Origin of the sequence: Collinsella sp. AM15-2, assembly GCF_003471985.1 — a bacterium.
GTDB lineage: Bacteria > Actinomycetota > Coriobacteriia > Coriobacteriales > Coriobacteriaceae > Collinsella.
This window is the reverse complement of record NZ_QRKO01000021.1, coordinates 1-22,993: the sequence shown is the minus strand read 5'-3', so window position 1 is coordinate 22,993 and position 22,993 is coordinate 1. Positions and strand designations below refer to the sequence as shown.

The following is a 22,993-nucleotide window of genomic DNA, read 5'->3' as shown; positions in this document are numbered from 1 at the left end:
GAAATCGACGGGAAAGGACAGGCGGCGCGTGCCGGCGCCGGCGACTACTTGCTTCGTGCCGCCACGCGTTTGGCCTGCACTGTTACCATCGCGTGCCGCACGGCGGTGATGGGGCGATAGCGGATCATACGTGGTCCCGACCAGCGCATGACCTCGCGGATCTTCTCGCGCATGGCAGACCGGTAACAATGCGAAGGACAGGCCGAGCAAAATGTCTTGGTGCCCATGTGGGGGCAGTGCCCAATGCGCGCGACGGCGTATTTCTGCAGCTCGGCGCATTCGGGGCAGAGCGTAATGGTTCGGAGTCCGAGCTTCACGCGCACGGGCTCATCGTCGCCAGCCTGTTTGACCGCATGCTCGCTGCCATGATGTCCACGACACCACAGCGCAATCATCTGCGACACCATTTGGGCCTCGCGCTCACGTTTGCGTGCCAGCTCCGGTGTGTCGACCTGGCGCGCCATTAGCTCAGCCTCCCGTGCTCGACCGAAAGCGAGAAATCGGCAAACGCGCAGGTGCTGGCACGGTGGCTTACCAGCACAATGGTCTTGCCGCGACGCTTGAGCTCGTCGATCGCCTGCATCACGGACGCCTCGTTGAGGGCATCGAGCGCGCTGGTGGGTTCGTCGAGCAAGATGAAGGGTGCGTCGTTGAGGAAGATGCGCGCAAGGCCGATGCGCTGGCGCTCGCCGCCCGAAAGCGAGTCGCCCAGCTCGGCAACGGGCGTGTCGAGTCCCTGCGGCAGACGGTCGATGAGCGTGGTGAGTGAGGCGGAGCGGCAAGCGTCGAGCAGCTCGGCATCGGTGGCGTTGGCGTGCGCGACCAGCAGGTTCTCGCGTACGGTGCCGCAGAACAGATGCGTGTCCTGGGTCATATAGGCCTCGTGGCTGCGCAGGCTCGCCGTGTTGATGTGGCGGGCATCGACGCCGCTCACCGTGATGGTGCCGGCTGCGGGGTCCCAAAAGCGCATGAGCAGCTTAAGCAGCGTCGACTTGCCCGAGCCCGAGCGTCCCATGATGCAGGTCATGGTGCCGGGCGCAAAGGTGCAGGTCACGTCGTCGAGGATGAGACTCGAGGCGGGGTTGTTCGCGGCCTGCTCTGTGGTGTCGGCACCGCCCGCGTCCACGCCGCTCGCATAGCTAAAGCTCACATGCTCGGCTGCGGCGCCGGCAAACCCAACGTCCTGCCCGTCGGAGACCTCGGCGCACTGGGGCTGCTCGTCGAGCAAATCGAGCACGCGCGCGCCCGAGGCGAGCGTCTCCTGCAGTGAGGCGCCCAGGCGGCTCACGGCCATCACCGAGCCAAACGACGACACAAAGGTAAAGACGGCGACAAACGCTGCGGCAAAGTCAATCGTTCCCGCAGCCACCAGCTGCAGCGCACGTCCGAGCATCACCAGATTGGCCGCAAGAATAAGCGCATCGGCTACGGCCTCACTGGCCGCTTGGCGGCGCTTGAGGCGCGCGTCCACGGCGCCGACTTGCTCGGTCAGCTTGCCCAGGGCACGGCTACGATCGGCGCCACCGGCAAACTGGATAGTCTCGGATGCGCCGCGCAGACTGTCGAGCACAAAGGCACCCAGCTTGCCCGCGCCCTCGCGGCTCTGGCGGCCGGTGGTGCCGCATGCCTTGGCCGAGATCAGGGGCAGCAGCACGCCCAGGACCGCGTAGGCCACGAGCGCGATGCTCGCGAGCTCGGGGCTCACAGCCAGCAAAAAGCCCTCAAACACAACGGTGCAGACCAGAGCTATGGCAATGGGCGAGATGGTGTGCGCGTAGAAGACCTCGAGCAGCTCAATATCCGAGGTGACCAGGCTCACGAGCTCACCCTTGCCGCGGCCCTCGAGCTTGGCGGGGGCGAGCTGGCGCAGGGCGCCAAACACCAGGTCGCGAATGTGTGCGAGCAGACGGAATGCGATGTAATGGTTGCAGAGCTGCTCGCCGTAGTGGAGCGGCCCGCGTGCGATGCCGCAGGCGGCACAGGCCGCGCATGCTGCGATAAGACCAAGCCCCAAGGCGTTCCGGCCCAGCGCGGCCATAAGACCAAGGGCGCCAAAGGCCGGCACGAACGCGGCGGTGAGCATGCCAATGCTGCCCAGGGTAACGGCCAAAACAAGCCAGCCGGCAAGCGGTCGGACGAGCCCCATCATGCGCCACATGATGGACGGCGCCGAGCGACGGGCGCGGCCGGAGTCAGGCGCCGCGGCAGCGGAAGACGAACCAGCACCGTTGAGGCCATCGGTACAGGCGGCGCTGCCGTCAACAGCCTCATCCGCGCCAGCATCCTCGGCATCATCCTCCGCATACGCATATGCCGAGAGCTGCTCCTGGCTATCCCACATGCGTGCATAGACGCCCGCGGTGGCCAAGAGCTCGCCGTGAGTCCCGCGCTCGGCAATACGGCCACGCTCCAGCACCAGGATCTGATCGGCGTCTACGATCGTCGACAGGCGGTGCGCCACCACAATTACAGTGTGCTCGCCGGCAAGCGATGCGATGACCTCGCCGATCGCGGCCTCGCTTGCGGCATCGACGTTGCTCGTAGCCTCGTCAAACACATAGATCGGCGAGTCATGCAGCAGGGCGCGGGCCATGCACACGCGCTGGCGCTGGCCGCCCGAAAGGTTGGTGCCGCCCTCGTTAATCACCATGTCGAGCCCGCCGTTGGCCTGCACAAAGGCCGCCACGCGCGTGCGGTCGAGCGCGCGCAAAAGCTCGGTATCGGTGGCGTTGGGCTGGGCGAGCAGCAGGTTGTCGCGCAGGGTGCCGGCAAACAGGTAGCCGTTGGTGGGCACCAGGGTGACGGCGCGCATGAGTGAGGCGGCCGTGGCATCGCGCAGCTCGACGCCGCCAATGCGAACGCTGCCACGGTAGGCACCCTTGCGGCCCGCGATAATCCCCGCGAGTGTGGACTTGCCGCCGCCGCTTTCGCCCACGAGTGCCACGAGCGAGCCGTGCGCAATGGTCGCGCTGGCGCTGTCCAGCACCGTGCGGTCGCCGTATGCATAGCTCACGCCCGCGAGCTCGATATCGCCGCGACCGTCAAGCTCAACATCGCCGCGCTCGGGCTCGGGCGTATCCAAAATGCCAAACATGCGGCGCGAGGCGGCCATGCCGTTCATGGCCGTGTGGAACAGCGATCCCAGGCGGCGCATGGGCAAAAAGAACTCCTGCGACAGAAAGACGATGAGGAAGGCAGACTCAAAGCCGATCTTGCCCGTGGTGAGCTGCAGCGCGGCTACGATAATGCCGAGCGCGGCGCCCATATAGACGACCAGGTCCATGACGCAAATGGAGCGCAGCTGCATCACCAGCAGGCGCATGGTCGCTGTGCGGAAACGCTCGGACTCGGCGTTGATGCGCTCGTGCCAGCTGCGATCGGCCTGGTAGACCTTAAGGGTGGTGAGACCCTGCACGGCCTCCAGGAACATGCCGCCCACATCGACATAGCTGCCCCAGTACTCGGCACCGATCTTTTTGGCGTTGCGCATGACCATCATGATGGAGACGGGGATGACCGGAACGCAGGCGAGCAGCAGCGCGGCGGGAAGACCCGCCTGGCCCACGAGTAGCACAAACAGCGTGATGGGTGCCAAGCCGGCAAAGAAGAGCTGCGGCAGGTAACCGCCAAAGTACACCTGGAGTTGCGTGGCGCCCTCGACGCTGGTCTGGACGGCCTCGGCCGTGGGGACGGTTTCGGTGTAGGAGGGGCCGAGTGCGGTGAGCTTGTCGTAGACGAGCGAGCGCACGCGGCGGACGGCCTCGAACGCGGCTTTGTCGCCGGCGCGTTGGGCCAGGTAGATGGAGGCGGCGCGCACGATGATGGCGGCGGCGAGCGGCAGGGCCGCCTGCGCGAGGGCGTCGACGGCGAGCGCGGCGGAAAGACCGTCCGTGACGATGCCGCCCAAGATGCGCGCAAGCACCCACATCACCGTGATGTTTGCCATGAGCGCGATCCACTTAAACAGGACGCTTGCCATAATGTGGGGCGTTGCCTGCGGAACCAGGGAGAAGAGCCGCTTCTCGAACATGAAACCTCCTATGCCGTAACGGTGCCGGGCTGGGTCCTCGGCAGCCGCTTAGTTAGCCAAATGCAACTAGAGTAGCATCGTGCAGCGGGTAAGTATGCCGAGGGTTATTTTTTGGCCGATGAACTGCGTAGAAAGTTCAAAATTGTTGAGTGCAGCGAACTTTATGGTGGACGGAGTGCGGGCGCGATTCTGATCGTGTGCGGCCCCGCTCCAAAACGTGTACGTCAGCCTCCAAAACCGACAAGAAATGACATGTTTGGAGGCTGATGTACATGTTTGGATAGGGGCGAGGGCGGCGACGGACGAAAGTCACGCCTGTGCCATTGTCCGATGTGCTAGCGTTTGAGTGAGCAAAACGAGTCCGTGCGGAAAGGATCCAGACCGTATGCAATGCGATAGCACATCTCCGCTGTCTCGCGAGACCGATGCGCCCGAAACTATCGTCAAGCTGGAGTGCGACATCGATGACGCGTCGCCCGAGGTGCTCGCCTATGCCGCCGACCGCCTGCGCGGGGCCGGCGCCCGCGAGGTGCACTGGCTGCCCCTCTACTGCAAAAAGGGCCGCCCCGGATGGCAGTTGCAGGTGATCTGCTCGCACGAGGATATCGAGTGCCTACAGACGATTATCTTTTTGGAGACCACGACCAACGCCGTTCGTCGCCAGGTGATGGAACGCGTTTGCCTGCCGCGCCGATTCGAGCAGGTGACAACGCCTTGGGGCGAGGTATCCGTTAAGGTGGCGACCCTGCCCGACGGCAGCGAGCGCGCGGCTCCCGAGTACGAGGATTGCGCCCGTCTTGCCCGCGAGCACAACGCGCCGCTCCAGCGCGTGATGCAGGCGGCACAAGCCTTGGCACTGCGATTTGAATAGCGCGCCCGGCCACATCTCGCGCCTGGCCACATCAACCCCATCCGAAAGGACCCTCCCATGAAATACCTCATCGCTTCCGACATTCACGGCTCGGCATACTGGACCGAGCGTCTGGTCGCCGCAATCGAATCCGAGCAGCCCGACCGCATCGTGCTGCTGGGCGACCTGCTCTACCACGGCCCGCGCAACGACCTGCCGCGCGACTACGCCCCCAAGCGCGTGATTCCGCTGCTCAACGCCCTGGCCGACCGCATCATCGCCGTCCGCGGCAACTGCGACGCCGAGGTCGACCAGATGGTGCTCGACTTTCCCGTCATGGCGGACTACGCCACGCTGTTCGATGAGGCCGGCCGTGAACTGTTCCTGACGCACGGCCACGTCTTTGGCGCCGGCATGCACAACAGCGTCGACCACGTGCCCGCGCTGCCCGAGGGCTCCGCGCTCGTCTACGGCCACACGCATATCAAGGTTAACGAGGCAAGCGAGGCACGCCCGGGCCTATGGCTCTTCAACCCCGGCAGCGTGAGCATCCCCAAGGACGGCACGCACAGCTACGGCATCTACGAGGGCGGCGCATTCCGTCACGTGATCCTGGAGGAGAAATAATCATGGCGCAGCACATGGCTCGGCAAAATGCCGAGGGCTCGCGCGATCTGTCCACGCTGGTCGACGTGTCGGCCGAGCTGCAGCATTTGGTGCAGACTATCTGGCGTCTGCGTCAGCCCGATGGCTGCCCGTGGGACCGCGAGCAGACGCACCGCAGCATTGGCAAGAACATGATCGAGGAGGCCTACGAGGCGCTCGATTGCATCGAGGCGGACGACGTGGCGCATCTGCGCGAGGAGCTGGGCGACGTGCTCATGCAGGTGGTACTGCATGCGCAGATTGCGGCGGACGCCGGCGAGTTTACACTTGCCGATGTGGCACGCGATATCGACGCCAAGCTCATCCGTCGTCATCCGCACGTGTTTGGCGATGCGGACGCCGAGAGCTCCGATGAGGTGCTCAAGATCTGGGACGAGGTTAAGCTTGCCGAGAAGGCTGCAAAGGACAAGGCCGTGGCAGCGGGCGAGGCTGCGCCCGAGGGCCTGCTCGACGGCGTGCCCACGCATCTGCCGGCGCTGATGCAGGCTCAGAAGGTGTCGCGCAAGGCGGCTGCCGTGGGCTTTGAGTGGGAGACAGTCCAGGACGTGTGGGACGAGGTCGCCGAGGAGCGCGCCGAGTTTGAGGCCGAGACTCCCGGCTCGCCCGAGCGCGAGATGGAGTTTGGCGACCTGCTCTTTGCCCTGGTCAACGTTGCGCGCAAGGAGGGCATAGACGCCGAGAGTGCTCTGCGTGCGAGCACGGCAAAGTTCCGCCACCGTTGGGCCGCGATGGAGGCTGCTGCGCGCGAGGCGGGCGATGACCTCGCCGTCTGCTCAACCGCTCAACTCAATGACCTGTGGGACCAAGCAAAAGCAAGCGAGTGAGACCTGCGTCTCTCACGGTATCCATTCACAGAGAGGTCTCTACAAGCAAAAGGCCATATACAGCGGAAGATGTGCCAGCTGTGCTTCGGCATCCCACTCGAGTTGTTTAGGATGCAGCACATATGCCGTCCCGATTTTTTTGTTAAAGCGTGCGCGGAACCGATCGAGGGAGATGGTCCCGTATTTGCGCGGCGACTTAACTTCGATGGGGCTGATGCGCGGCTTTCCAGCGGCGTTGACATAGGGTCGGGTAACGAGGAAGTCGATTTCCATGCGCTCCTCCCCCTCCTTCTTTCCGCTTTGGGAATAAAAGAAGAGCCTGTGTCCATTGGCCTTTAGAGATTGGGCAACGTAGTTTTCGGTAAGCATTCCTTCGTTCAATCCGATGTCGCCGCGAAGCACGGCCCTGTAAACGTCTTCATCGGTATCGTTGTTGTCAGAGAAGGCAAGCGTTACAAGCAGGCCGGTGTCTGCCATGTAGCACTTGAGGGCCGTTTGCTCCATGCTGAGTGAAAGGCCCACGCTCGGTTCGCTTGCGGCATAGCAGATATTGGCAATTCGCGCGTCTGCCAGCCAAAAGAAGGCTTCTTCGTAGGTGCGCATGCGTGCGTTTTTATCAAGTGAGGAAAGCTTGAATCGCTTTTCGTGCCTAGAGAGCTGACCCGGGATGCCATCAAGTACGGAGACGACTTTGAATTCGTAACCGGTTGCAAAACGAGAGATATCGTTGCGATAGAGCTGGACGATTCGGCGCTTCGAAGCGTCGACGGGCGCAAAAGCGCGCTGTTCAACATAGATGGATACCGGCTCAGGCATGCCGCCTACGAGCATGTATTCGCGCATAAGGGAGAGCGCTCTGCGATGTAGGGCATCGGGGAGCGGCTTCATCTTGTTAAAACTCATGCGAATGAGATCGGCCAGCCCCTTTTCGTCCATGCCCCAAAGAAACTCCTCAAAGTCGAGGGGCTCAAGTTCCAGAGACTCTTCCTCGGATGGGATGACGATATCTTTAATGTTCTGCTTGATGCTGAGCAGGGATCCAGTTTCGATGTAGTCGTAACGTCCGTCTGCAACGAGATACTTGATGAGTCCGCGTGCTTGCGGGTACATCTGGACCTCGTCAAAGACGATAAGCGTCTCGTGTTCATAGAGTTTGACGTTATAGAAAACCGAGAGATAGAGGAAAAGCGAGTCGAAGTCGGTGCGGTAGTCCTCAAAATATTGCTTAACTTCGGCAGGTGCTTGAAAGAAATCAATGACAAGGCAGGACTTGTATTCGGTTTCTCCAAACATGCGGGCAAGCGTGCTCTTGCCGACGCGACGGGCTCCTTCAATAAGAAGTGCTGTTTTACCAGCGCTTTCATGCTTCCATTTTAGTAGTTTGTCATAGGCTTTTCGTTTAAGCATGGCTACCTCGTACACGATATCCAGAACTTTTATGACCTGATTATGCACGATATCCAGAACTTCAGACCCTTAGATTTGCACGATATCCAGAACTTTGCACGATGTAAAAGCACATTATTGGCTCTTTCATTCGCAAGCCAGGTAAAGACGGTATGCCGATAGAAGAATTTAATGGGGGGGGGCGACCTCTAGAGATGAATGCTCGGTGCAAAAACAAGCGCCCCAAAGAATGATTTCTCCAATTCATATGTATCCCTTGGCTAACTTAGGGCATAATGCAAAAAGTGCGACATGGCTAACTTACGGAGGCACACCGATGGTGCACAGTCGGCCAGTCGCTTGCATCCACTACGTTTCCAAGTGAGAGGGAGACAACATGAGCGATATTTTGGACGTCTACGGTCGCGAGGTGCTCGACAGCCGCGGCAATCCCACCGTCGAGGTCGAGGTCGTGCTCGAGGACGGCAGCTTTGGCCGCGCAATGGTGCCTTCGGGTGCTTCGACCGGCGCCTTTGAGGCATGTGAGCTGCGCGACGGCGACAAGGGCCGCTATCTGGGCAAGGGCGTTTCGCAGGCCGTCGAGCACGTCAATAACGAGTGCGCTAACGCCGTCGTGGGCCTCGACGCCTTCGACCAGCGCGCCGTCGATGCCGCGCTGATTGCCGCGGACGGTACCCCCAACAAGACCAAGCTCGGTGCCAACGCCATCCTGGGCGTGTCGCTGGCCGTCGCCCGCGCCGCTGCCGAGTCGGCGGGCCTGTCGCTGTACCAGTACCTGGGCGGCGTCAACGCCCACCTGCTGCCCACGCCTATGATGAATATCCTCAACGGTGGCGTCCATGCCGACAATAACGTTGACTTCCAGGAGTTCATGATCATGCCGGTGGGCGCCCCGAGCTTTGCCGAGGGCCTGCGTTGGTGCGCCGAGGTCTACCACACCCTCAAGGGCGTGCTGCACGAGGCCGGCCTGGGCGGCGGCGTGGGCGACGAGGGCGGCTTTGCGCCCAACCTCAAGACCAATGCCGAGCCGTTCGAGTACATCACCAAGGCCGTGGAGAAGGCCGGCTTTAAGCCCGGCGTCGACTTCATGTACGCCATGGACCCGGCCTCGACCGAGTTCTACAACGCCGAGACCGGCATGTACGAGCTCAAGGGCGAGGGCGTGGAGTACACGAGCGCCCAGATGGTTGATTACTGGGAAAAGCTCGTCGACACCTATCCCATCATCTCCATCGAGGACGGCATGGCCGAGGAGGACTGGGACGGCTGGGTCGAGCTGACCCGTCGCATTGGCAACAAGGTGCAGCTGGTGGGCGACGACCTGTTCGTCACCAACACCGAGCGCCTCAAGAAGGGTATCGAGCTGGGTGCCGCCAACGCAATCCTGGTCAAGGTTAACCAGATCGGTACGCTCACCGAGTCGCTCGAGGCCATCGAGACCGCCAAGGAGGCCGGATACGCTTGCATCGTGAGCCACCGCTCCGGCGAGACCGAGGACTCCACGATCGCCGACCTCGTTGTGGGCGTCAACGCCGGCCAGATCAAGTCGGGCGCCCCGTGCCGCAGTGACCGTATTGCCAAGTACAACCAGCTCATCCGCATCGAGGATGAGCTCGAGGGCAGCGCGCGCTACGCCGGTAAGGCCGCGTTCTACAACATTCGCTAAACGGGCGGTGCTCGCGGGGGCGGGGTTGACTCGGCTCTGTTCGACTTCTGATGGCCGCTATTGGGCGCTGGGCCGTGTGGCTCAGCGCCTTTTTTATGTCGAGCAAAGGCTGCCGAAGGCGGTGCGCGCGCTCGTGCTATAACTAGAATACTTAGCGCAAACAAACCTCAACCGCACAAGGCGCACATGGATCAGATTTACGACAACAGGTACTATTCCGCCGGTTCGCGTGAGCCGTCGTCTCGCCGCGCGCATTCGGTGCAGCTTGGCGGGCCCGAATATACGGGTGCTGACCGTCCCACGCATCGCACGCCGGGCACTTCGCACTCCCATGCTCAAACGAATATGTCGACGCATCGCCCGGACCGTCCGTCGCGCGCGACGTACGAATCGCGCCCGTCTGCTCAAGCGCACGACAAGTCGACCAAGCCCTCGAGCCGTCTTTCGGGCTCGGACTTCATGCACTACGCCAACGACAACGCGGTGATTAAGGCAATCTACGACTTTACCCATGGGCCCCAGCGTGGACTGTTTATCGGTATTGTCGTTGCCCTGGTGCTCGTGAGCCTGTACTTTCCCGTGCGCGACCTCTACGTTGCCAAACGCTCGAGCGACATCTTGGCCAAGCAGGTCGAGATTCGCCAGCAGTACAACGACGAGCTGCAGAAAAGCGTCGACAAACTGCTCTCGGAGGAGGGCATTAAGGACGCGGCGACCGAGGATCTGGGCCTGGTGATGCCCGGCGAGACCAAGATTGACGTGCTGGGCCTGGACGACGATTCGGATTCGTCTTCGAGCAAGAAGTCGTCGAACGCCAAAAAGGCCAGCGAAGTGGCCAAAGAGATCGAAGAGGTGGGCAAGGACGCGCCGTGGTACATCCAGACGCTCGACATGCTGTTTGGATTTAACGGCGTCGAGGGTCAGACGGTCGCGTCCAGCGGCGAATAGCGCCCGGAGGGGAGCCTGCAATGACGAATTGCAAACGATATAAGGTGGCGGCGATTGACTTGGGAACGGTGTCGTCGCGACTGGTGCTGGCCCAGGTCGAGGGCGGGGCGATCGTGGAATCGTCCAAGCATACCGAGATTACCGATCTAGGCGAGGGTGTCGACGCGACGGGGCGCTTTTGCGAGGCGGCCGTTGAGCGCGTGCTTGCCGCATGCCGCATGTTTGTGGACGAGGCACGTGCCTTTGGGGTCGCGTGCATCTGCACCACCTGCACGAGCGCCGCGCGCGATGCATCCAATGCCGCACTGCTGCTGGACGGCCTGCGCGATCTGGGGCTTGAGCCGCAGGTGATTCCGGGCGAGGTCGAGGCGCGCCTGACGTTTTTTGGCGTGGCGCACGACTTTGCAGGCGAGCGCATTATTGTCGCGGATTCGGGCGGCGGGTCCACGGAACTCGCGACGGGTGTGTACGCACCGGAGCGTGGGGTCTTTGCGCTGGAGGGCACGCGTTCGCTGGACATTGGCTGCCGTCGTGTGACGGAGCGGTTTTTCTCGGCATTGCCGCCAACGGACGGCGAGCTTGCTGCCGCCGCCAACTGGGCGGGCGAGCAGTTCGCTGCCTATTTTGAGGGCCTGCCCGTCGATTTTGAGCGTGCCGAGCGCCTGGTCACGGTGGGTGGCACCGTCACCACGCTCGTGGCGCTCGTTCACGAGCTGGAGCCGTACGACTCGAGTTTTGTGCACCTGCGCGAGCTTTCGATGGAGCAGGTCTCGGCCGCTATCGAGCGCATGTCCACGCTGGATGTTGCAGGCATCGCCGCGCTGCCAGGCGTGCAGCCCAAACGCGCGGGCGTGATCTTGGCCGGTGCCGTGGTAATTCGCGAGCTCATGCGCGCTGGCAATTACGACACGCTCACCGTAAGCGAGAACAGCTTGCTTGCCGGCATGGCCGCCACCATCAACGAGACTCTCGACGGCGCGACCCCCACCATCGCATGGGCCCCGAGCCTGAGCACCCTCTAAAACTAGTCTTTTTGGGACGGGGCTATTTTAGCTACTTATGCCAGCCTGTCGATTTGCCCAATCTCCCAAAGCGGAATATTGACGAGCATGTCCTCGTCTCTATATGCCGCCAGGGAGGTCCTCACGCAACGCATGAGTTTGAATTTTTCGCAGGCTATTTTCAGACTCTTCGCTTTAAGGTTCTCCGCCGCCTTGACCTCAAGCGGAAGTACAGCCCCCATGTGATCGATAGCAAAATCGGTTTCGGCATTGCCAGAGGTAGAGGACCAGTACGCGGGGCTTTTGCCTTGCAGTAAGAGTTCCTGTGCGACATATTGCTCGGTGAGCGAGCCCTTAAACTCGGTGAAAACAGCGGAGCCGTCCAGGACGATGGTCGGTGGGAGGTTGGAGAGCGCGCCGAGGATGCCGGTGTCGATGCAAAACAGCTTGAAGCCTGAGAGGTCCTCATAGCTCGAAAGCGGTGCCCTGAGAGCGGAAACGCGCGGCACCTTATGAACGATTCCGTAATCCATGAGCCACTGGAGACTCTCTTCGAAATCGCGTGCGCGCGCCCCGGGGCGAAGGGCTCCGTAGATGAACTTTTTATTTTCCTTTGCAAGCTGGCCGGGGAGGGATTTCCAAACCAGCCTCATGCGCTCGACAATGCGGGCGGGCGCATGTTTGCCAAAATCAGATTCGTAAGCCTCGATGATTTGTTGCTGAAGCCTGCGGGCTTCGATGAAATCGCGGGTCGCGGCGAAGGCGGAGACGACTTCGGGCATGCCGCCGACAACGAGGTATTCCTTGAGCAAGTGCTCGAGCTTTTCGGTAACGTTTGCCAGAAGATTCATGTCTGCGGCAAGGATGGCGTCGGCGAGCGGGTTGCCATCGACGGCGCGAACGAACTCGGTAAACCCCATGGGACGCATGGTGAGCTGGTCGATTTTGCCGACGGGAAATGACTCGTTTTCGCGCCGGAGCGCGAGGCCCATATAGGAGCCGGCTGCGACGATATGGTATTCGGGCGCAAGCTCGTTGAAGTACTTGAGCGAGGTGATGCCGCGCGGTGCCTCTTGGATCTCGTCAAAGATGATGAGCGTGTCTGCCGGCGTTATGGTTTGGCCACTTAGGAGTTCTATCTGGGAGATGATGCGCTTGGGGTCGAGGTCCCCATCGAACAGCGAACGTGCGCTCGGCTCGAGCATAAAGTCAAAACGAATGACGTTTCGATACTGCTGGCTTGCGAATTTGTTAAGAAGCCACGTCTTTCCTGTCTGGCGGGCTCCCTTAAGCAAGAGAGGTTTGCGATTCGCCCTTGATTTCCAAGCGATAAGTTCACTCATAAGCTGTCGTTGCATATTGCCTCCCAACCCTCTCGGCTAGTATAAGGCCATATGCGCGTTTCCCTTGGAAAATGTGCGAGACAACCACGTTTTTCCATCGAAAAATGTGCGAGACAACCACGTTCTTCCATCGAAAAATGTGGGAGTATCAACCTAAGCTGCGGTGAAATAGTTCTTAAATAGGCTGGTAAACAGCATAAACAAGAACTATTCCACCGCAACTTATCATCCGTGTCGGCATCCACAAGAAACGAGCCCGCGTCTCCGGGGGACACGGGCTCGTAAACAATGCGTGGTAGGGGCGGTGGGACGTCTGCGAATTTGCGCAGCAAATACGCACCGGCCTCGGTCGCCTGCCGGCGCCCTCGCCGGCTCGCTACAAACGCTCCGCGTTTGCTTAACGCTCGCCCCCTCGCGGGTTCGAGCCCCACCGGCGTGCAAAAGAAACGAGCCCGCATCCCTGGGGGACACGGGCTCGTAAGCACTACATGGTAGGGGCGGTGGGACTCGAACCCACAATCCTTGCGGCGAGAGATTTTAAGTCTCCTGCGTATGCCAATTCCGCCACGCCCCCGTAAGATTAGAAGTCTAGCACAAGCCGTCCGTTACGCGTTGACGGCCATCGAGTGTTGGCCCGACTTCTCGAGGAACTCTTGGAACTTTGCCTCGTCGCCCTTGTTTTGGTACTGCAGGGCCAGCAGGTACTCCAAGCGGCAGCGCTTGACCGGGTCGTCGCCGACATCCTCGAGCATGCGCTCCAGTTCGGGAATGTCGTTGTGGCGCTTGAGGATCATCGTGTCGTACATCAGCTGGCATTCGTGTGCGACCGCCTCGGCCTGACCGCCCTCAAAGCCCTTGATCTCGTGCAGAAGCTCCTTGGACTTTTTGCGATCCTCCTGCCCAACGTAGTAGTTAAAGGCCTTGATCACCAGGTCGACGCGCTGCATCTTGGGCAGGTTGAGCCCCAGCAGCAGGTCGAACATCTCGTCGACGCGCTCGTGGTCCTCGCGCAGCAGATAGGAGTTCAGGCGCAGGTAATCACGGTTGTAGCGCGGGTACAGCATGCTGGTGAGTTTGGCGTCGAGCAAACGATCAAACTCGTCCCACTGCTTGGCGGCCATAAGCTGCTGCAGGCGTTTGAACGTGGTACGTTTTTTGACGCTAAAGAACACCGACACGGCGATGCAGATGATAACGACGGCGGTCCAGAGTGTGCGGGAATCGGGCATATTAGGATCCTTAGTCGCTCGTAAAGCGAGCGGTATGGCAACACGTACTAGATGTATTATACGCAGCGCGCAAGCAAACTGGCATAAAAGCTCATCGAGGCTGAGTGCCATCGCTCGCTGCGGTACACTTACCTAAAGTAAACCATGAAGGGAGACACTACCTATGAAGAAGATCGTTTTGGCTTGCGGTGCTGGCGCTGCCACTTCCACGCTTGTTGCCCAGAAGGTCGCCACCTTGCTCGACGCCAACGGTTATGCCGGCAAGTACGAGATCGTGCAGTGCGCCATCTCCGAGGCCAAGGACTACTGCGACGAGGGCGCCGATCTGCTGATCGCCACCACCGTTGCCCCCGAGGGCCTCACCTGCCCGTACGTGAGCGGCGTGCCCTTCATGACCGGCATGAACCGCGTCGCTGCCGAGAAGGCCGTCCTCGACGTCATGGCTCAGTAGGCGCTGACTGTATGAGTGAGCAGAACGCCAATCCGGTCGAGCTCTTTGGCATGCGCGTTGCCCATGTGGGCATTAACGCCACCGACCCGGCAGATGCCCTGGAGATCGCGGAGCTGTTCTCGACGATGATGGGCCTGCCCGTTATCGAGACCCCGGTTTCGTACTTTAACGATTCGCTGATCGAGGTCATGAAGCAGAACGGTCGTGGCACCAAGGGCCACATCGGCTTTGCCGTCAACGACATCGATGCGGCCGAGAAGTGGTTTGCCGAGCGCGGGCTCGAGGTCAACGAGGAGTCGCGCGTGCTGCTGCCCGACGGCGGCACTAAGCTCGTGTACTTTAAGCGCGAGTTCGCCGGCTTCGCCGTGCACCTGTGCCGCGAGTAGCGCACAAGCTGCCATAGCTAACGAAAAATGGGGTAAGGCCACGTGGCCTTACCCCATTTTTAATGCCGAGAGGGTGACTGACGGGCTGCCGTAAAACGAAGGTGAATGCTTTTCCGCGAAGTGAACGAGTGAAATCGGACCTCTGGAGCATCGACACTTTGGAGGCACCGTTTCCTGCGGTTTCGTAAGGTTTTTCCTGCAGTTTTGGCGTCAAAAAGTGTGGATGCTTCGGGGGTCCAAAATAGGTCGTTCACTTCGCGGAAAAGCATTCACCTTCGATTCGTGAGAGACGCCCCTACCGCGGCAGGCGAATCGTAAAGCGGCTGCCGACGCCCTCGACTGAGGTCACGCCGATGACACCGCCATGGCTGTCGACGATCCACTTGGCAATGGCGAGCCCCAGACCCGAGCCCTGCGCGCCGGCATCGCGTGCGTTGTCGGCGCGGTAGAACCGTTCAAAAGCGTGAGCTGCGGATTCCTGGTTCATGCCGATACCCTCGTCCTCAACACTTATGTCGATCGTGCCCGCGCTCGCATCCGGCACTACGCCAAATCTGATGGACGTGCCCGCGTTCGAATACTTGGCGGCGTTCTGCACGATCACGCGCAGCGCCTGCTTCACGAGTGCCACGTCAACCGATGCGTTGCAGCGCGGGTCGCCGGTAAGTGCGGCATCATACGCCAGCCGATATGTGTGCCCGGCATCGATCATCTGTGATTCTTCGCAAACCTCGCCGACCAGTGCAGCCAGGTTGGTATTCGCGCGCCGCAGCACGGTGCGACCGGCATCGCCGCGTGCCAAAAACAGCAGCTGCTCCACGAGCTCCTGCATATGCTCGCTTTCGGCTTTGAGCGAGGTGATGGATTCTGCCAGCACGTCCGGGTCGTCTTTGCCCCAGCGGTCGAGCATGTTCACGTAACCCTGAATCACCGCGATGGGCGTGCGCAGCTCGTGACTCGCATCGTTGACAAAGCGCATCTGCTGCAGCTTTGCCTCTTGCATCTGGCGCAGCAGGCGGTTGAGTGCGACCTCGATGCTCGCCAGGTCGGCGTCGCCGGTGGCGACGCTCGGTGAGTCGACGCTTGCGCGCTCGATGGCCTGCTCCAGCGTTTCCATCTTGCCGCCGGCGAGCTGCATGCGGCCGAGCTCGTCCACACGCAGGGCCAGGTCGTTGAGCGGCGCCATGGTGCGGCGCACGCGGCGGGCGCCGCCGAGCATGTTGAGCACGCTGATGACCTGCCAACCCACAACGACAAGGTAGAGAGGCCATAGCGCGACGAGGTCCTGCGCGAGGGGGAAGGTCTTGGTGGTGCGCGCAAACTCGACGGTATAGGTGAGCGTTGTCAGGTCCCAGCCGCGCGCGGGCGTCAGCGACATGCTGCGAACGCTGGCGCTGGGGATCCATCCCGCGGTAAACGAGCCATCGGGCAGCGTCTGGTTGTAGCCATAGACGAGGATCGCCGCCGCAACAAGCAGCAGTAACAGATCCAGCCAGACGTAGCTCACCAAGCGGCGCCACATATAGCTCCAGTTGATGGCGCGGGCGATGGAGGTGACGCGCTTGGCCTCGTCGTTACGCGCGGCAGACATAGCCCACCCCGCGCACGGTCTGGATGATGCGGGCACCGCCGGCGTCTTCGATCTTGGCACGCAGGTGCGCGATGTGCACGTCGACGTTGTTGGTGTCGCCCACATAGTCGTAGCCTAGCGCCTCGTGCGCAATGCGCTCGCGCGTGAGCACGGAGCCGGCATGCGTCATAAGCAGGGCGAGGACATCGAACTCGCGGGCCGTGAGCGCGATGGGCGAGCCGCCGACCGTGACTTCGCGGCGGTCGGGATCGAGCGCGACCGAACCCACGGCGAGTGCGGCGGGGGAGGGCGCGGCAGCGGTCTGGGCCGTGTCGGTTGCCGGGGACATTGTGGCGATACCGGCGGCCGTGCCGCTCGCTACGCCAGCCCCGGCCCCGCCGCCGCCAACGCCCGAAGCCGCCCGCACGGCTTCCGAGCGCTTCAGCGCCACGCGGATCCGTGCGAACAGCTCCTCGATCGCAAACGGCTTGGTCAGGTAATCGTCGGCGCCGGCGTCGAGCCCGGCAACCTTGTCCATCACGGCATCGCGCGCGGTGACCATGATCACTGGCGCATCCTTGTGCTTGCGTATGCGCCGCAGCACCTCCATGCCGTTGAGCTGCGGCAACAGTACATCGAGCAGAATCAGATCGTAGTCGCGCTCCAACGCCAGGTCAACGGCGGTGCGTCCGTCGGCGGCGTGCTCCACCTGGTAGCCCTCGTGCTCCAGCTCGAGTGTCACAAAGCGGGCGATTTTCTCCTCGTCCTCTACGATCAGGATTCGTGCCATGCGTGCCCCCGTCTGCGATTACTTGTCGTCGTTGAGATTTTGCTTGATGTCGTCCGCGGCGTTAGCAGCGCTATCCATAAGGTTGTTGATGCTGCCGGGCACGTCGCCGTCGCTGTCGATGCGGTAGCGCATGCCAAAGAACAGGCCAATCAGCATCAGCCATATCGTGGCGCCCCAGGCAAACAGGGCGACGATGGGAATCAGGATGGGGATGTTGAGGATGATCGCGTCGCGGCGCGTGGCGATAAACTTGGTGTCCAGGCTCAGACGGAAGAGCTTTTTGAGGTACTCCCACACGCTGTCCATCTTCTTGGAAAAGTCGGTCTTTTCGCTCGACTTCTCGTAGGCGGCCTGCGCGGCGACCATCTCGGCCGAGGGCTCATCGACCGGCTCGGACTCGGTGGCGGCATGCGCCGACGTGGTCTGGGTCTTGCCCTGCGACTCGAGCCAGATGATGGCGTCCAGGACGTTACCGTCGGCGGCGTCGAGCGCAGCCTTGGCATCGGTGTAGCTCACGTTGCACTTGGTGCGGATGGTTTCAACTTTTTCGAGGTCGTCCATGACCTGTCCTTTCGTTCGATGGGCGCGACGCCGGGCGATCTGCCCGGGCGCGAGCGTTGCGTTCGGCGGCCTGCGTTGCGCGGTGCCGCCCCGCCCTCGGTCGAACTCTATAGTGCAGGTTATAGATTAAGCGATTCTTGAGCCAAGATTAATGTTGGATGAGTTTTTGGGTGTGTATAGAGGGGTCATTATTAGTGGCCCGCGGCGAGGTCTAATACTTTTCCCGAGAAGTGAACGAGCAAAATCGGACCCCCGAAGCATTGACACTTTGAGGGCGCCGTTCTCTGCGGTTTTGATGCCAGAATCCTGCGTTTATGCCGTTGAAAAATGCGGATGCTCCAGGGGTCCAAAAACAGACGCTCACTTCGCGGAAAAAGTAATAGAGCCCGATAGCGGGGGATGGGGTACCGATGCAAAACGGCGTCAAGGGTTGGTCGAGCAGGCGGTTTCTCCATTGATGTCCGCACGATATGTGACACTTACCCTGCCGCCATGCTCCGTCGCGGCGGCATGCATCTGAAAAACGACCCTCTAAGGAGTTCGATATTGATGAGTGGCAACACCAAGCACCTTGCAAAGAAGTGCGTCAAGGACGCAGGGCCGTGTCTTGTGCTGTGCGCGGCCGGCGTGGCGGTCGCGCTGCTGGCTGTTCTGGGACCATTTGACGTGCTCCGAAGTGCCAGTTCTCTGCATGTTTGCATGGCCCTTGCCGGTGCCATGATGACCAGCGGCGTGCTCGATCTGGTTTTTTGGGTGCTTGACCCGTTTGGATGGAAGAGCGAGGGGTAGGTCCTAAAGGATGGAAGGGCTGGAACGGTTGGCTTAGTGATCGTGCAGAATGTGGGCTAGCGACTTACAGGGAAGTGGTGATCCGATGACGGTCTATGTGACGGGCGATATTCACGGCGGCCTCGACATGCAAAAGCTGCGCGATTGGGATCTTGGGGAAAGCCTGACGAGCGACGACTATCTCATCATTGCCGGCGACTTTGGCTTTCCGTGGGATTTCTCTGCCGAGGAGTGCGCCGACATCGCTTGGCTGGAGTCGCGCCCCTATACCGTGCTGTTCGTCGACGGCAATCACGAACGTTTCGACCACTGGGCGGAGCGACCCATGGAGTTGTGGCACGGCGGACTGACACAGCGCCTGTCGGACACCTCGCCCATACGGCGCCTGACGCGCGGCGAGGTTTTTGAACTCGACGGCTCAACGGTCTTTATCATGGGCGGCGCCACGAGCGTGGACAAGGAATACCGCATTCCGTATTCCAGCTGGTGGCCGCAGGAGTTGCCGGACGAGCGCAACTTTGAGGAGACACGGACGAAGCTCGACAGCGTGGCCTGGAAGGTCGACTACGTGGTCACCCACACCTGCTCTACGCGCATGCTTTCGCCCACGCTCTATCCGGCGCCCGGCTGGAATTGCCCCGCCGTCGATCGACTTACGGCATTTTTTGACGAGTTGGAAGACCGCTTGGACTACAAGCGCTGGTACTACGGGCATTTTCATCGGGATGCCAACCCGACCGAGCGCCATACCGTGCTCTACGACTGCATCGTTCGCCTGGGCGACGAACTCCAGCCTTGGGATGTTGCGTAGGGGTGGGGCGTATTTGGCTACTCGGCCGTTACAGCGATGTTCTCTCGGTGCGCGCGGATAACATCCCAGCTAAAGTGCTCGACCAGCCGCTCGGCAGAGCGCGGCGTGGTGTCCGGCGCGATGCCCGTTTGCCCGGCGAGCCAGCCCAGCAGCGCTTCGGGCGTGCCAAAGCGGGCGCGGAGTTCGCCCAGGTCCAGATCGCGGTCTCGTTTGGAAAGGCGGCGGCCGTCCGGTGCCATGAGCAGCGGAATATGTCCGTAGTGCGGCGTGGGCAGTCCCAACAGGTGCTGCAGATAGATCTGGCGCGGTGTGGACCCCAGCAGGTCGCATCCGCGCACGACCTCGGTGACGCCCATGGCAGCGTCGTCGACCACCACGGCTAGCTGATAGGCAAACACGCCGTCGCTGCGGCGCACCAAAAAGTCGCCGCACTCGGTGGCGAGTGCTTCGCATTGGGCGCCGTACGTGCGATCCACAAATTCGATCACGTCGTCTGCGAGGTCGTCGACGGTGGGCACGCGCAGACGTGTGGCCGGGGCGCGCAGGGCGCTGCGGCGGGCCACCTCCTCGGCCGAAAGACTTCGGCAGGCGCCACGGTAGATGGGCGTGCCGTCGCTCGCGTGCGGTGCACTCGCGGCGTGGAGCTCGGCGCGTGTGCAAAAGCAGGGATAGGTGAGGCCGGCGTCTTTCAGCCGGCGCAAGGCGCTCTCGTACAGGTCTAGGCGGTCGTGCTGGTAGTAGGGGCCTTCGTCCCACTCCAGCCCCAGCCAGGCCAGGTCGTCAATCAATTGGGCGGCAAGTTCCGGGCGCTTGCAGCGATCGTCCAGGTCCTCAATGCGTAACACGATGCTGCCGCCCTGGCTGCGGGCCGAAAGCCATGCGCACAGGCAGCTGAACACGTTGCCCAGGTGCATACGGCCCGAGGGCGACGGGGCGAAGCGCCCCACGACGGGCGCGGGAGCGGCCGGCGTCGTTGGCGCGTCGGCGGCGGTTGTTGCTATGTTGCGTGCGTTGATGTCCATGCGGACGAGTATAGCGCGGGGCGCGGTGGGGGAGACGCTGCCGTGGCCTGCAAGTTGCTGAGGCCACACGTTGCGCGTGCCGGACCACCGGCTCGGCGCCTTAATCGTCGTCAATCAATCTAGCCTTCAAACGACAGAAACCCCGGCAGCTCTTCGCAACTGCCGGGGTTTCCGCGGAAAAGGGGGACATGATCCTCAAGCGGACGGCAAAGGGGCAAACCGTTTTCGCTCAACTGCTTTATGCCCCTCAACTGGCGGCTCAATCAGCGCATGCCGCGCCCACACAAAGCCGCTACACCTGTGATGGAGCTATGAAGTGGTATCTATTGCCGGAGCGGGCTATGCCAAGGAGTGTCCCAGATTGCCGGCAGATAAGGAACGTCCCCAGGTGCCGGCGGCGGGCGTGACTTTTGTCCCGTTTTGACGCTCCGCTGACCTAGATGTTCGTCACATGAACTCGCAAACGTGGGACAATGACGCTACTGGTACCACAGACAAAGGATGTGCCTATGAACGCCCCCGTTGCCCAGCCCTGTCGGCAGCGCCGCCTGTTTGCGCGGTTCGCTTCCGTCTGCGCACCCGTCGCGCTTGCGTTGTTGCTGCTGCCTGCCGTCGCGCACGCCGACGGCTACTCCATGAGCCAAACCTATATCGGTGCCACGGTTGAGGCCGATGGCTCGCTGACCGTTGTCGAGGGACGCCAGTTCGATTTCGACGACGACATTAACGGCGTGTATTGGGATATCAATACAGGCTCTAACCAGCAAGGCGGCTCGGTGGTCGTCAATGTGCTGAGCGTCGAGGAAGACGACACTGCGTTTAACAAGGTCGACAGCGCAAACAAAGGCGACGACGGCGTTTACACGGTGGAGCAGTCCGACGACGGCGTAAAGATTAAGGTGTTCAGCCCCCACGAGAGCGGCGACAGCGCAATCTACTACGTGAGTTATTCCATGACCGGTGCGGTTATGAACTGGGCCGATACCGCCGAGCTCTACTGGAAGTTCGTGGGTGACGGCTGGTCGGCGGATTCCGATGACGTCGAGATGGAAGTCTACTTTGCAAATGCCGCTGCCGGGACGGCTGCCGTCAAGGGCGATAACTTCCGCGCATGGGGCCACGGCCCACTGACGGGCGACGTGTCGCTCGATGCGGACGAGCCCATGGTCACCTATACCATTCCCTGCGTGCATGAGGGCGAATTCGCCGAGGCACGCATCGCCTTCCCCAGCGACTGGGTGCCGCAGCTTGCCGTCTCGGGCGAAAAGCGCATGTCGACGATTCTGAGCGAAGAGAAGGAATGGGCCGACGAGGCCAACGCTCGCCGCGCTCACGCTCGCATGATTGCCAATGCGCTTGCCGTGCTAAGTGTTGTCGCGGCGGTGGCCTTTACCGGCACAATCGTTGTGCTCAAGCTGCGCCGCCGCAAGCCCAAGCCGCTTTTCCAGGACGAATATTTCCGCGATGTGCCTTCGGCCGACCATCCCGCCGTGCTTTCGGCCCTCATGAGCTGGAACGACGTGCCCGATCAGGCATATATCGCCACGCTTATGAAGCTCACCGACGACCGCGTGATCAAGCTGGAAGAAGCGACCGAGACCAAGAAGAAGGGTCTGCTCCGTCGCGAAAAAGAGGAGCAGACGTATCGCATCACAGTGACCGACGAGGCCTGGAAGGCTGCCAAGAAGGACGGCATCGATCGCGATGTGCTCAAGGTCTTCTTCGCCGGCGTTAAGCCCGATAAAGACGGCGTCCGTTCACGCACGTTTAGCGAGCTGGAGGAGTATGCCAGCGAGCGTACTGAATCTGTTGGCAACAAGCTCGAGGACTATCAAAGCACGGTTAAGGGCAAGCTGGAGACGCGCGAGCTTATCGCCTCGGACGGCACCATCGCCCTGGTTGCCGGCTTGGTTCTCGGCATCATCATCGTCTTTGGCATTCTGGGCTCTCTGATCTATACCGACTTTGCGGACGCCAACGTCGGTGCCGCTATGATCTCGATCCCCGTCACGATCGTGGGCTTTGTCCTGAGCTGCACCTTCCGCCGCTACACGCCGGAGGGCGCCGAGGTGGCGGCTCGCTGCAAGGCGCTCAAGCATTGGCTCGAGGACTTTACGCGTCTGAAGGAGGCCGTCCCCAGCGACCTGATCTTGTGGAACAAACTGCTGGTGATGGGCGTTGCCCTGGGCGTTTCGAAAGAAGTGCTGCGACAGCTGGCCGAGGCCGTGCCTGCGGACCTGCGCAACAGCGACGATTTCTACGACAACTACCCCTGCTACTGGTGGTATTACCATCACTACGGCAACGAGTCCCCGCTCGATTCGTTCAACGATGTGTACCACGAGACCATCCACGAGCTGGCTTCGAGTTCCGATAGTTCGAGCGGCGGCAGCGGCGGCGGCTTTTCCGGTGGCGGCGGTGGCGGCGTCGGCGGAGGCGGCGGCGGAACGTTCTAGCGAGCGCTTGCTTTGGGGTGGATCTTTCTGGGCGGTTGCCAGGGAAGATTCATCCCATTTTTGTGCATCGAAACGGGTCAAACTTTCCGCTGAGGACCTTCGCACAAGGGGCAGTGGACAAAAAATACCAAATATGAGTACTGTTGCTGGTGGCGCGCGCAGACGTGGTGTAAGAGCGTCCCGAGGTCCGTCG

The 22,993-nt window shown here is 61.4% G+C and carries 20 protein-coding genes and 1 tRNA gene; 11 read left to right on the top strand and 10 right to left on the bottom strand.

Annotated elements, in window-relative coordinates; all coding sequences use genetic code 11:
* Window positions 1-44: 44 nt before the first annotated feature.
* A complete protein-coding gene (locus DW171_RS08485; protein WP_118270946.1) occupies window positions 45-464 on the bottom strand; it encodes a nitrous oxide-stimulated promoter family protein in 420 nt (139 codons plus the stop codon).
* Window positions 464-4,030, bottom strand: coding sequence for an ATP-binding cassette domain-containing protein (locus DW171_RS08480; protein WP_118270945.1), 3,567 nt, complete (start codon window positions 4,028-4,030; stop codon window positions 464-466). The genes DW171_RS08485 and DW171_RS08480 overlap by 1 nt, the downstream gene beginning before the upstream one ends.
* A gap of 385 nt (window positions 4,031-4,415) precedes the next feature.
* Between DW171_RS08480 and larC the strand changes: the two genes are divergently transcribed.
* Genes larC through mazG form a run of 3 tightly spaced genes read left to right on the top strand, consistent with a single transcriptional unit; the run spans window position 4,416 to window position 6,370 of the window.
* The gene (gene larC, locus DW171_RS08475; RefSeq protein ID WP_118270944.1) at window positions 4,416-4,901 is read left to right on the top strand and encodes a nickel insertion protein; all 486 of its coding nucleotides are present in this window, start codon (window positions 4,416-4,418) and stop codon (window positions 4,899-4,901) included.
* A 57-nt stretch (window positions 4,902-4,958) separates the two neighbouring features.
* Complete coding sequence (gene yfcE / locus DW171_RS08470; RefSeq protein WP_118270943.1) at window positions 4,959-5,507, top strand: phosphodiesterase; 549 nt, start codon at window positions 4,959-4,961, stop codon at window positions 5,505-5,507.
* Window positions 5,508-5,509: 2 nt separating this feature from the next.
* On the top strand, window positions 5,510-6,370 hold the full coding sequence (gene mazG, locus DW171_RS08465; protein ID WP_118270942.1) for a nucleoside triphosphate pyrophosphohydrolase: 861 nt from the start codon (window positions 5,510-5,512) through the stop codon (window positions 6,368-6,370).
* Window positions 6,371-6,409: 39 nt separating this feature from the next.
* Here the strand turns inward: mazG and DW171_RS08460 are convergent, their stop codons facing one another.
* Window positions 6,410-7,777 (bottom strand): ATP-binding protein, encoded by a 1,368-nt coding sequence (locus tag DW171_RS08460; RefSeq protein WP_118270941.1) that lies wholly within the window; start codon window positions 7,775-7,777, stop codon window positions 6,410-6,412.
* 376 nt (window positions 7,778-8,153) lie between these two features.
* Here DW171_RS08460 and eno point away from each other — a divergent pair, with 376 nt between their 5' ends.
* The 3 genes from eno (at window position 8,154) to DW171_RS08445 (ending at window position 11,413) form a co-directional block, all read left to right on the top strand.
* Window positions 8,154-9,443 (top strand): phosphopyruvate hydratase, encoded by a 1,290-nt coding sequence (eno, locus tag DW171_RS08455; protein ID WP_117564903.1) that lies wholly within the window; start codon window positions 8,154-8,156, stop codon window positions 9,441-9,443.
* A 186-nt stretch (window positions 9,444-9,629) separates the two neighbouring features.
* On the top strand, window positions 9,630-10,391 hold the full coding sequence (locus tag DW171_RS10345; protein ID WP_233539141.1) for a septum formation initiator family protein: 762 nt from the start codon (window positions 9,630-9,632) through the stop codon (window positions 10,389-10,391).
* Between the two features lie 20 nt (window positions 10,392-10,411).
* Window positions 10,412-11,413 carry a hypothetical protein gene (locus DW171_RS08445; protein WP_118270940.1) on the top strand — a complete coding sequence of 334 codons (1,002 nt, stop codon included), beginning with the start codon at window positions 10,412-10,414 and terminating at the stop codon, window positions 11,411-11,413.
* 35 nt (window positions 11,414-11,448) lie between these two features.
* On the opposite strand, the gene DW171_RS08440 is transcribed toward DW171_RS08445, so the two are convergent.
* From DW171_RS08440 to DW171_RS08430, 3 genes are all read right to left on the bottom strand, one after another.
* Window positions 11,449-12,750 carry an ATP-binding protein gene (locus DW171_RS08440; RefSeq protein WP_118270939.1) on the bottom strand — a complete coding sequence of 434 codons (1,302 nt, stop codon included), beginning with the start codon at window positions 12,748-12,750 and terminating at the stop codon, window positions 11,449-11,451.
* A 474-nt stretch (window positions 12,751-13,224) separates the two neighbouring features.
* Window positions 13,225-13,309 (bottom strand) — tRNA-Leu (locus DW171_RS08435).
* Window positions 13,310-13,340: 31 nt separating this feature from the next.
* On the bottom strand, window positions 13,341-13,964 hold the full coding sequence (locus DW171_RS08430) for a hypothetical protein (RefSeq protein ID WP_118270938.1): 624 nt from the start codon (window positions 13,962-13,964) through the stop codon (window positions 13,341-13,343).
* Between the two features lie 163 nt (window positions 13,965-14,127).
* On the opposite strand from DW171_RS08430, the gene DW171_RS08425 reads away from it, so the two are divergent.
* Both DW171_RS08425 and DW171_RS08420 read left to right on the top strand, forming a co-directional pair.
* Complete coding sequence (locus tag DW171_RS08425) at window positions 14,128-14,415, top strand: PTS sugar transporter subunit IIB (protein ID WP_117564906.1); 288 nt, start codon at window positions 14,128-14,130, stop codon at window positions 14,413-14,415.
* 11 nt (window positions 14,416-14,426) lie between these two features.
* Window positions 14,427-14,801, top strand: a complete 375-nt coding sequence (locus tag DW171_RS08420; RefSeq protein ID WP_089573578.1) for a VOC family protein — start codon at window positions 14,427-14,429, stop codon at window positions 14,799-14,801.
* A gap of 295 nt (window positions 14,802-15,096) precedes the next feature.
* Here DW171_RS08420 and DW171_RS08415 read toward each other — a convergent pair whose 3' ends face one another.
* The 3 genes from DW171_RS08415 to DW171_RS08405 are packed head-to-tail and all read right to left on the bottom strand — an operon-like array spanning window position 15,097 to window position 17,722.
* The gene (locus DW171_RS08415; RefSeq protein WP_118270937.1) at window positions 15,097-16,392 is read right to left on the bottom strand and encodes a cell wall metabolism sensor histidine kinase WalK; all 1,296 of its coding nucleotides are present in this window, start codon (window positions 16,390-16,392) and stop codon (window positions 15,097-15,099) included.
* Window positions 16,376-17,161 carry a response regulator transcription factor gene (locus DW171_RS08410; RefSeq protein ID WP_118270936.1) on the bottom strand — a complete coding sequence of 262 codons (786 nt, stop codon included), beginning with the start codon at window positions 17,159-17,161 and terminating at the stop codon, window positions 16,376-16,378. The genes DW171_RS08415 and DW171_RS08410 overlap by 17 nt, the downstream gene beginning before the upstream one ends.
* A gap of 18 nt (window positions 17,162-17,179) precedes the next feature.
* The gene (locus DW171_RS08405) at window positions 17,180-17,722 is read right to left on the bottom strand and encodes a DUF4342 domain-containing protein (RefSeq protein WP_118270935.1); all 543 of its coding nucleotides are present in this window, start codon (window positions 17,720-17,722) and stop codon (window positions 17,180-17,182) included.
* Window positions 17,723-18,271: 549 nt separating this feature from the next.
* On the opposite strand from DW171_RS08405, the gene DW171_RS08400 reads away from it, so the two are divergent.
* The gene (locus DW171_RS08400) at window positions 18,272-18,511 is read left to right on the top strand and encodes a hypothetical protein (protein WP_117564911.1); all 240 of its coding nucleotides are present in this window, start codon (window positions 18,272-18,274) and stop codon (window positions 18,509-18,511) included.
* Between the two features lie 85 nt (window positions 18,512-18,596).
* Complete coding sequence (locus tag DW171_RS08395; RefSeq protein ID WP_117776840.1) at window positions 18,597-19,322, top strand: metallophosphoesterase; 726 nt, start codon at window positions 18,597-18,599, stop codon at window positions 19,320-19,322.
* 17 nt (window positions 19,323-19,339) lie between these two features.
* Here the strand turns inward: DW171_RS08395 and gluQRS are convergent, their stop codons facing one another.
* Window positions 19,340-20,458 (bottom strand): tRNA glutamyl-Q(34) synthetase GluQRS, encoded by a 1,119-nt coding sequence (gluQRS, locus tag DW171_RS08390; protein ID WP_255413393.1) that lies wholly within the window; start codon window positions 20,456-20,458, stop codon window positions 19,340-19,342.
* A 395-nt stretch (window positions 20,459-20,853) separates the two neighbouring features.
* Here gluQRS and DW171_RS10190 point away from each other — a divergent pair, with 395 nt between their 5' ends.
* On the top strand, window positions 20,854-22,800 hold the full coding sequence (locus DW171_RS10190) for a DUF2207 domain-containing protein (protein WP_158571041.1): 1,947 nt from the start codon (window positions 20,854-20,856) through the stop codon (window positions 22,798-22,800).
* The last annotated feature ends 193 nt before the right edge of the window (window positions 22,801-22,993 follow it).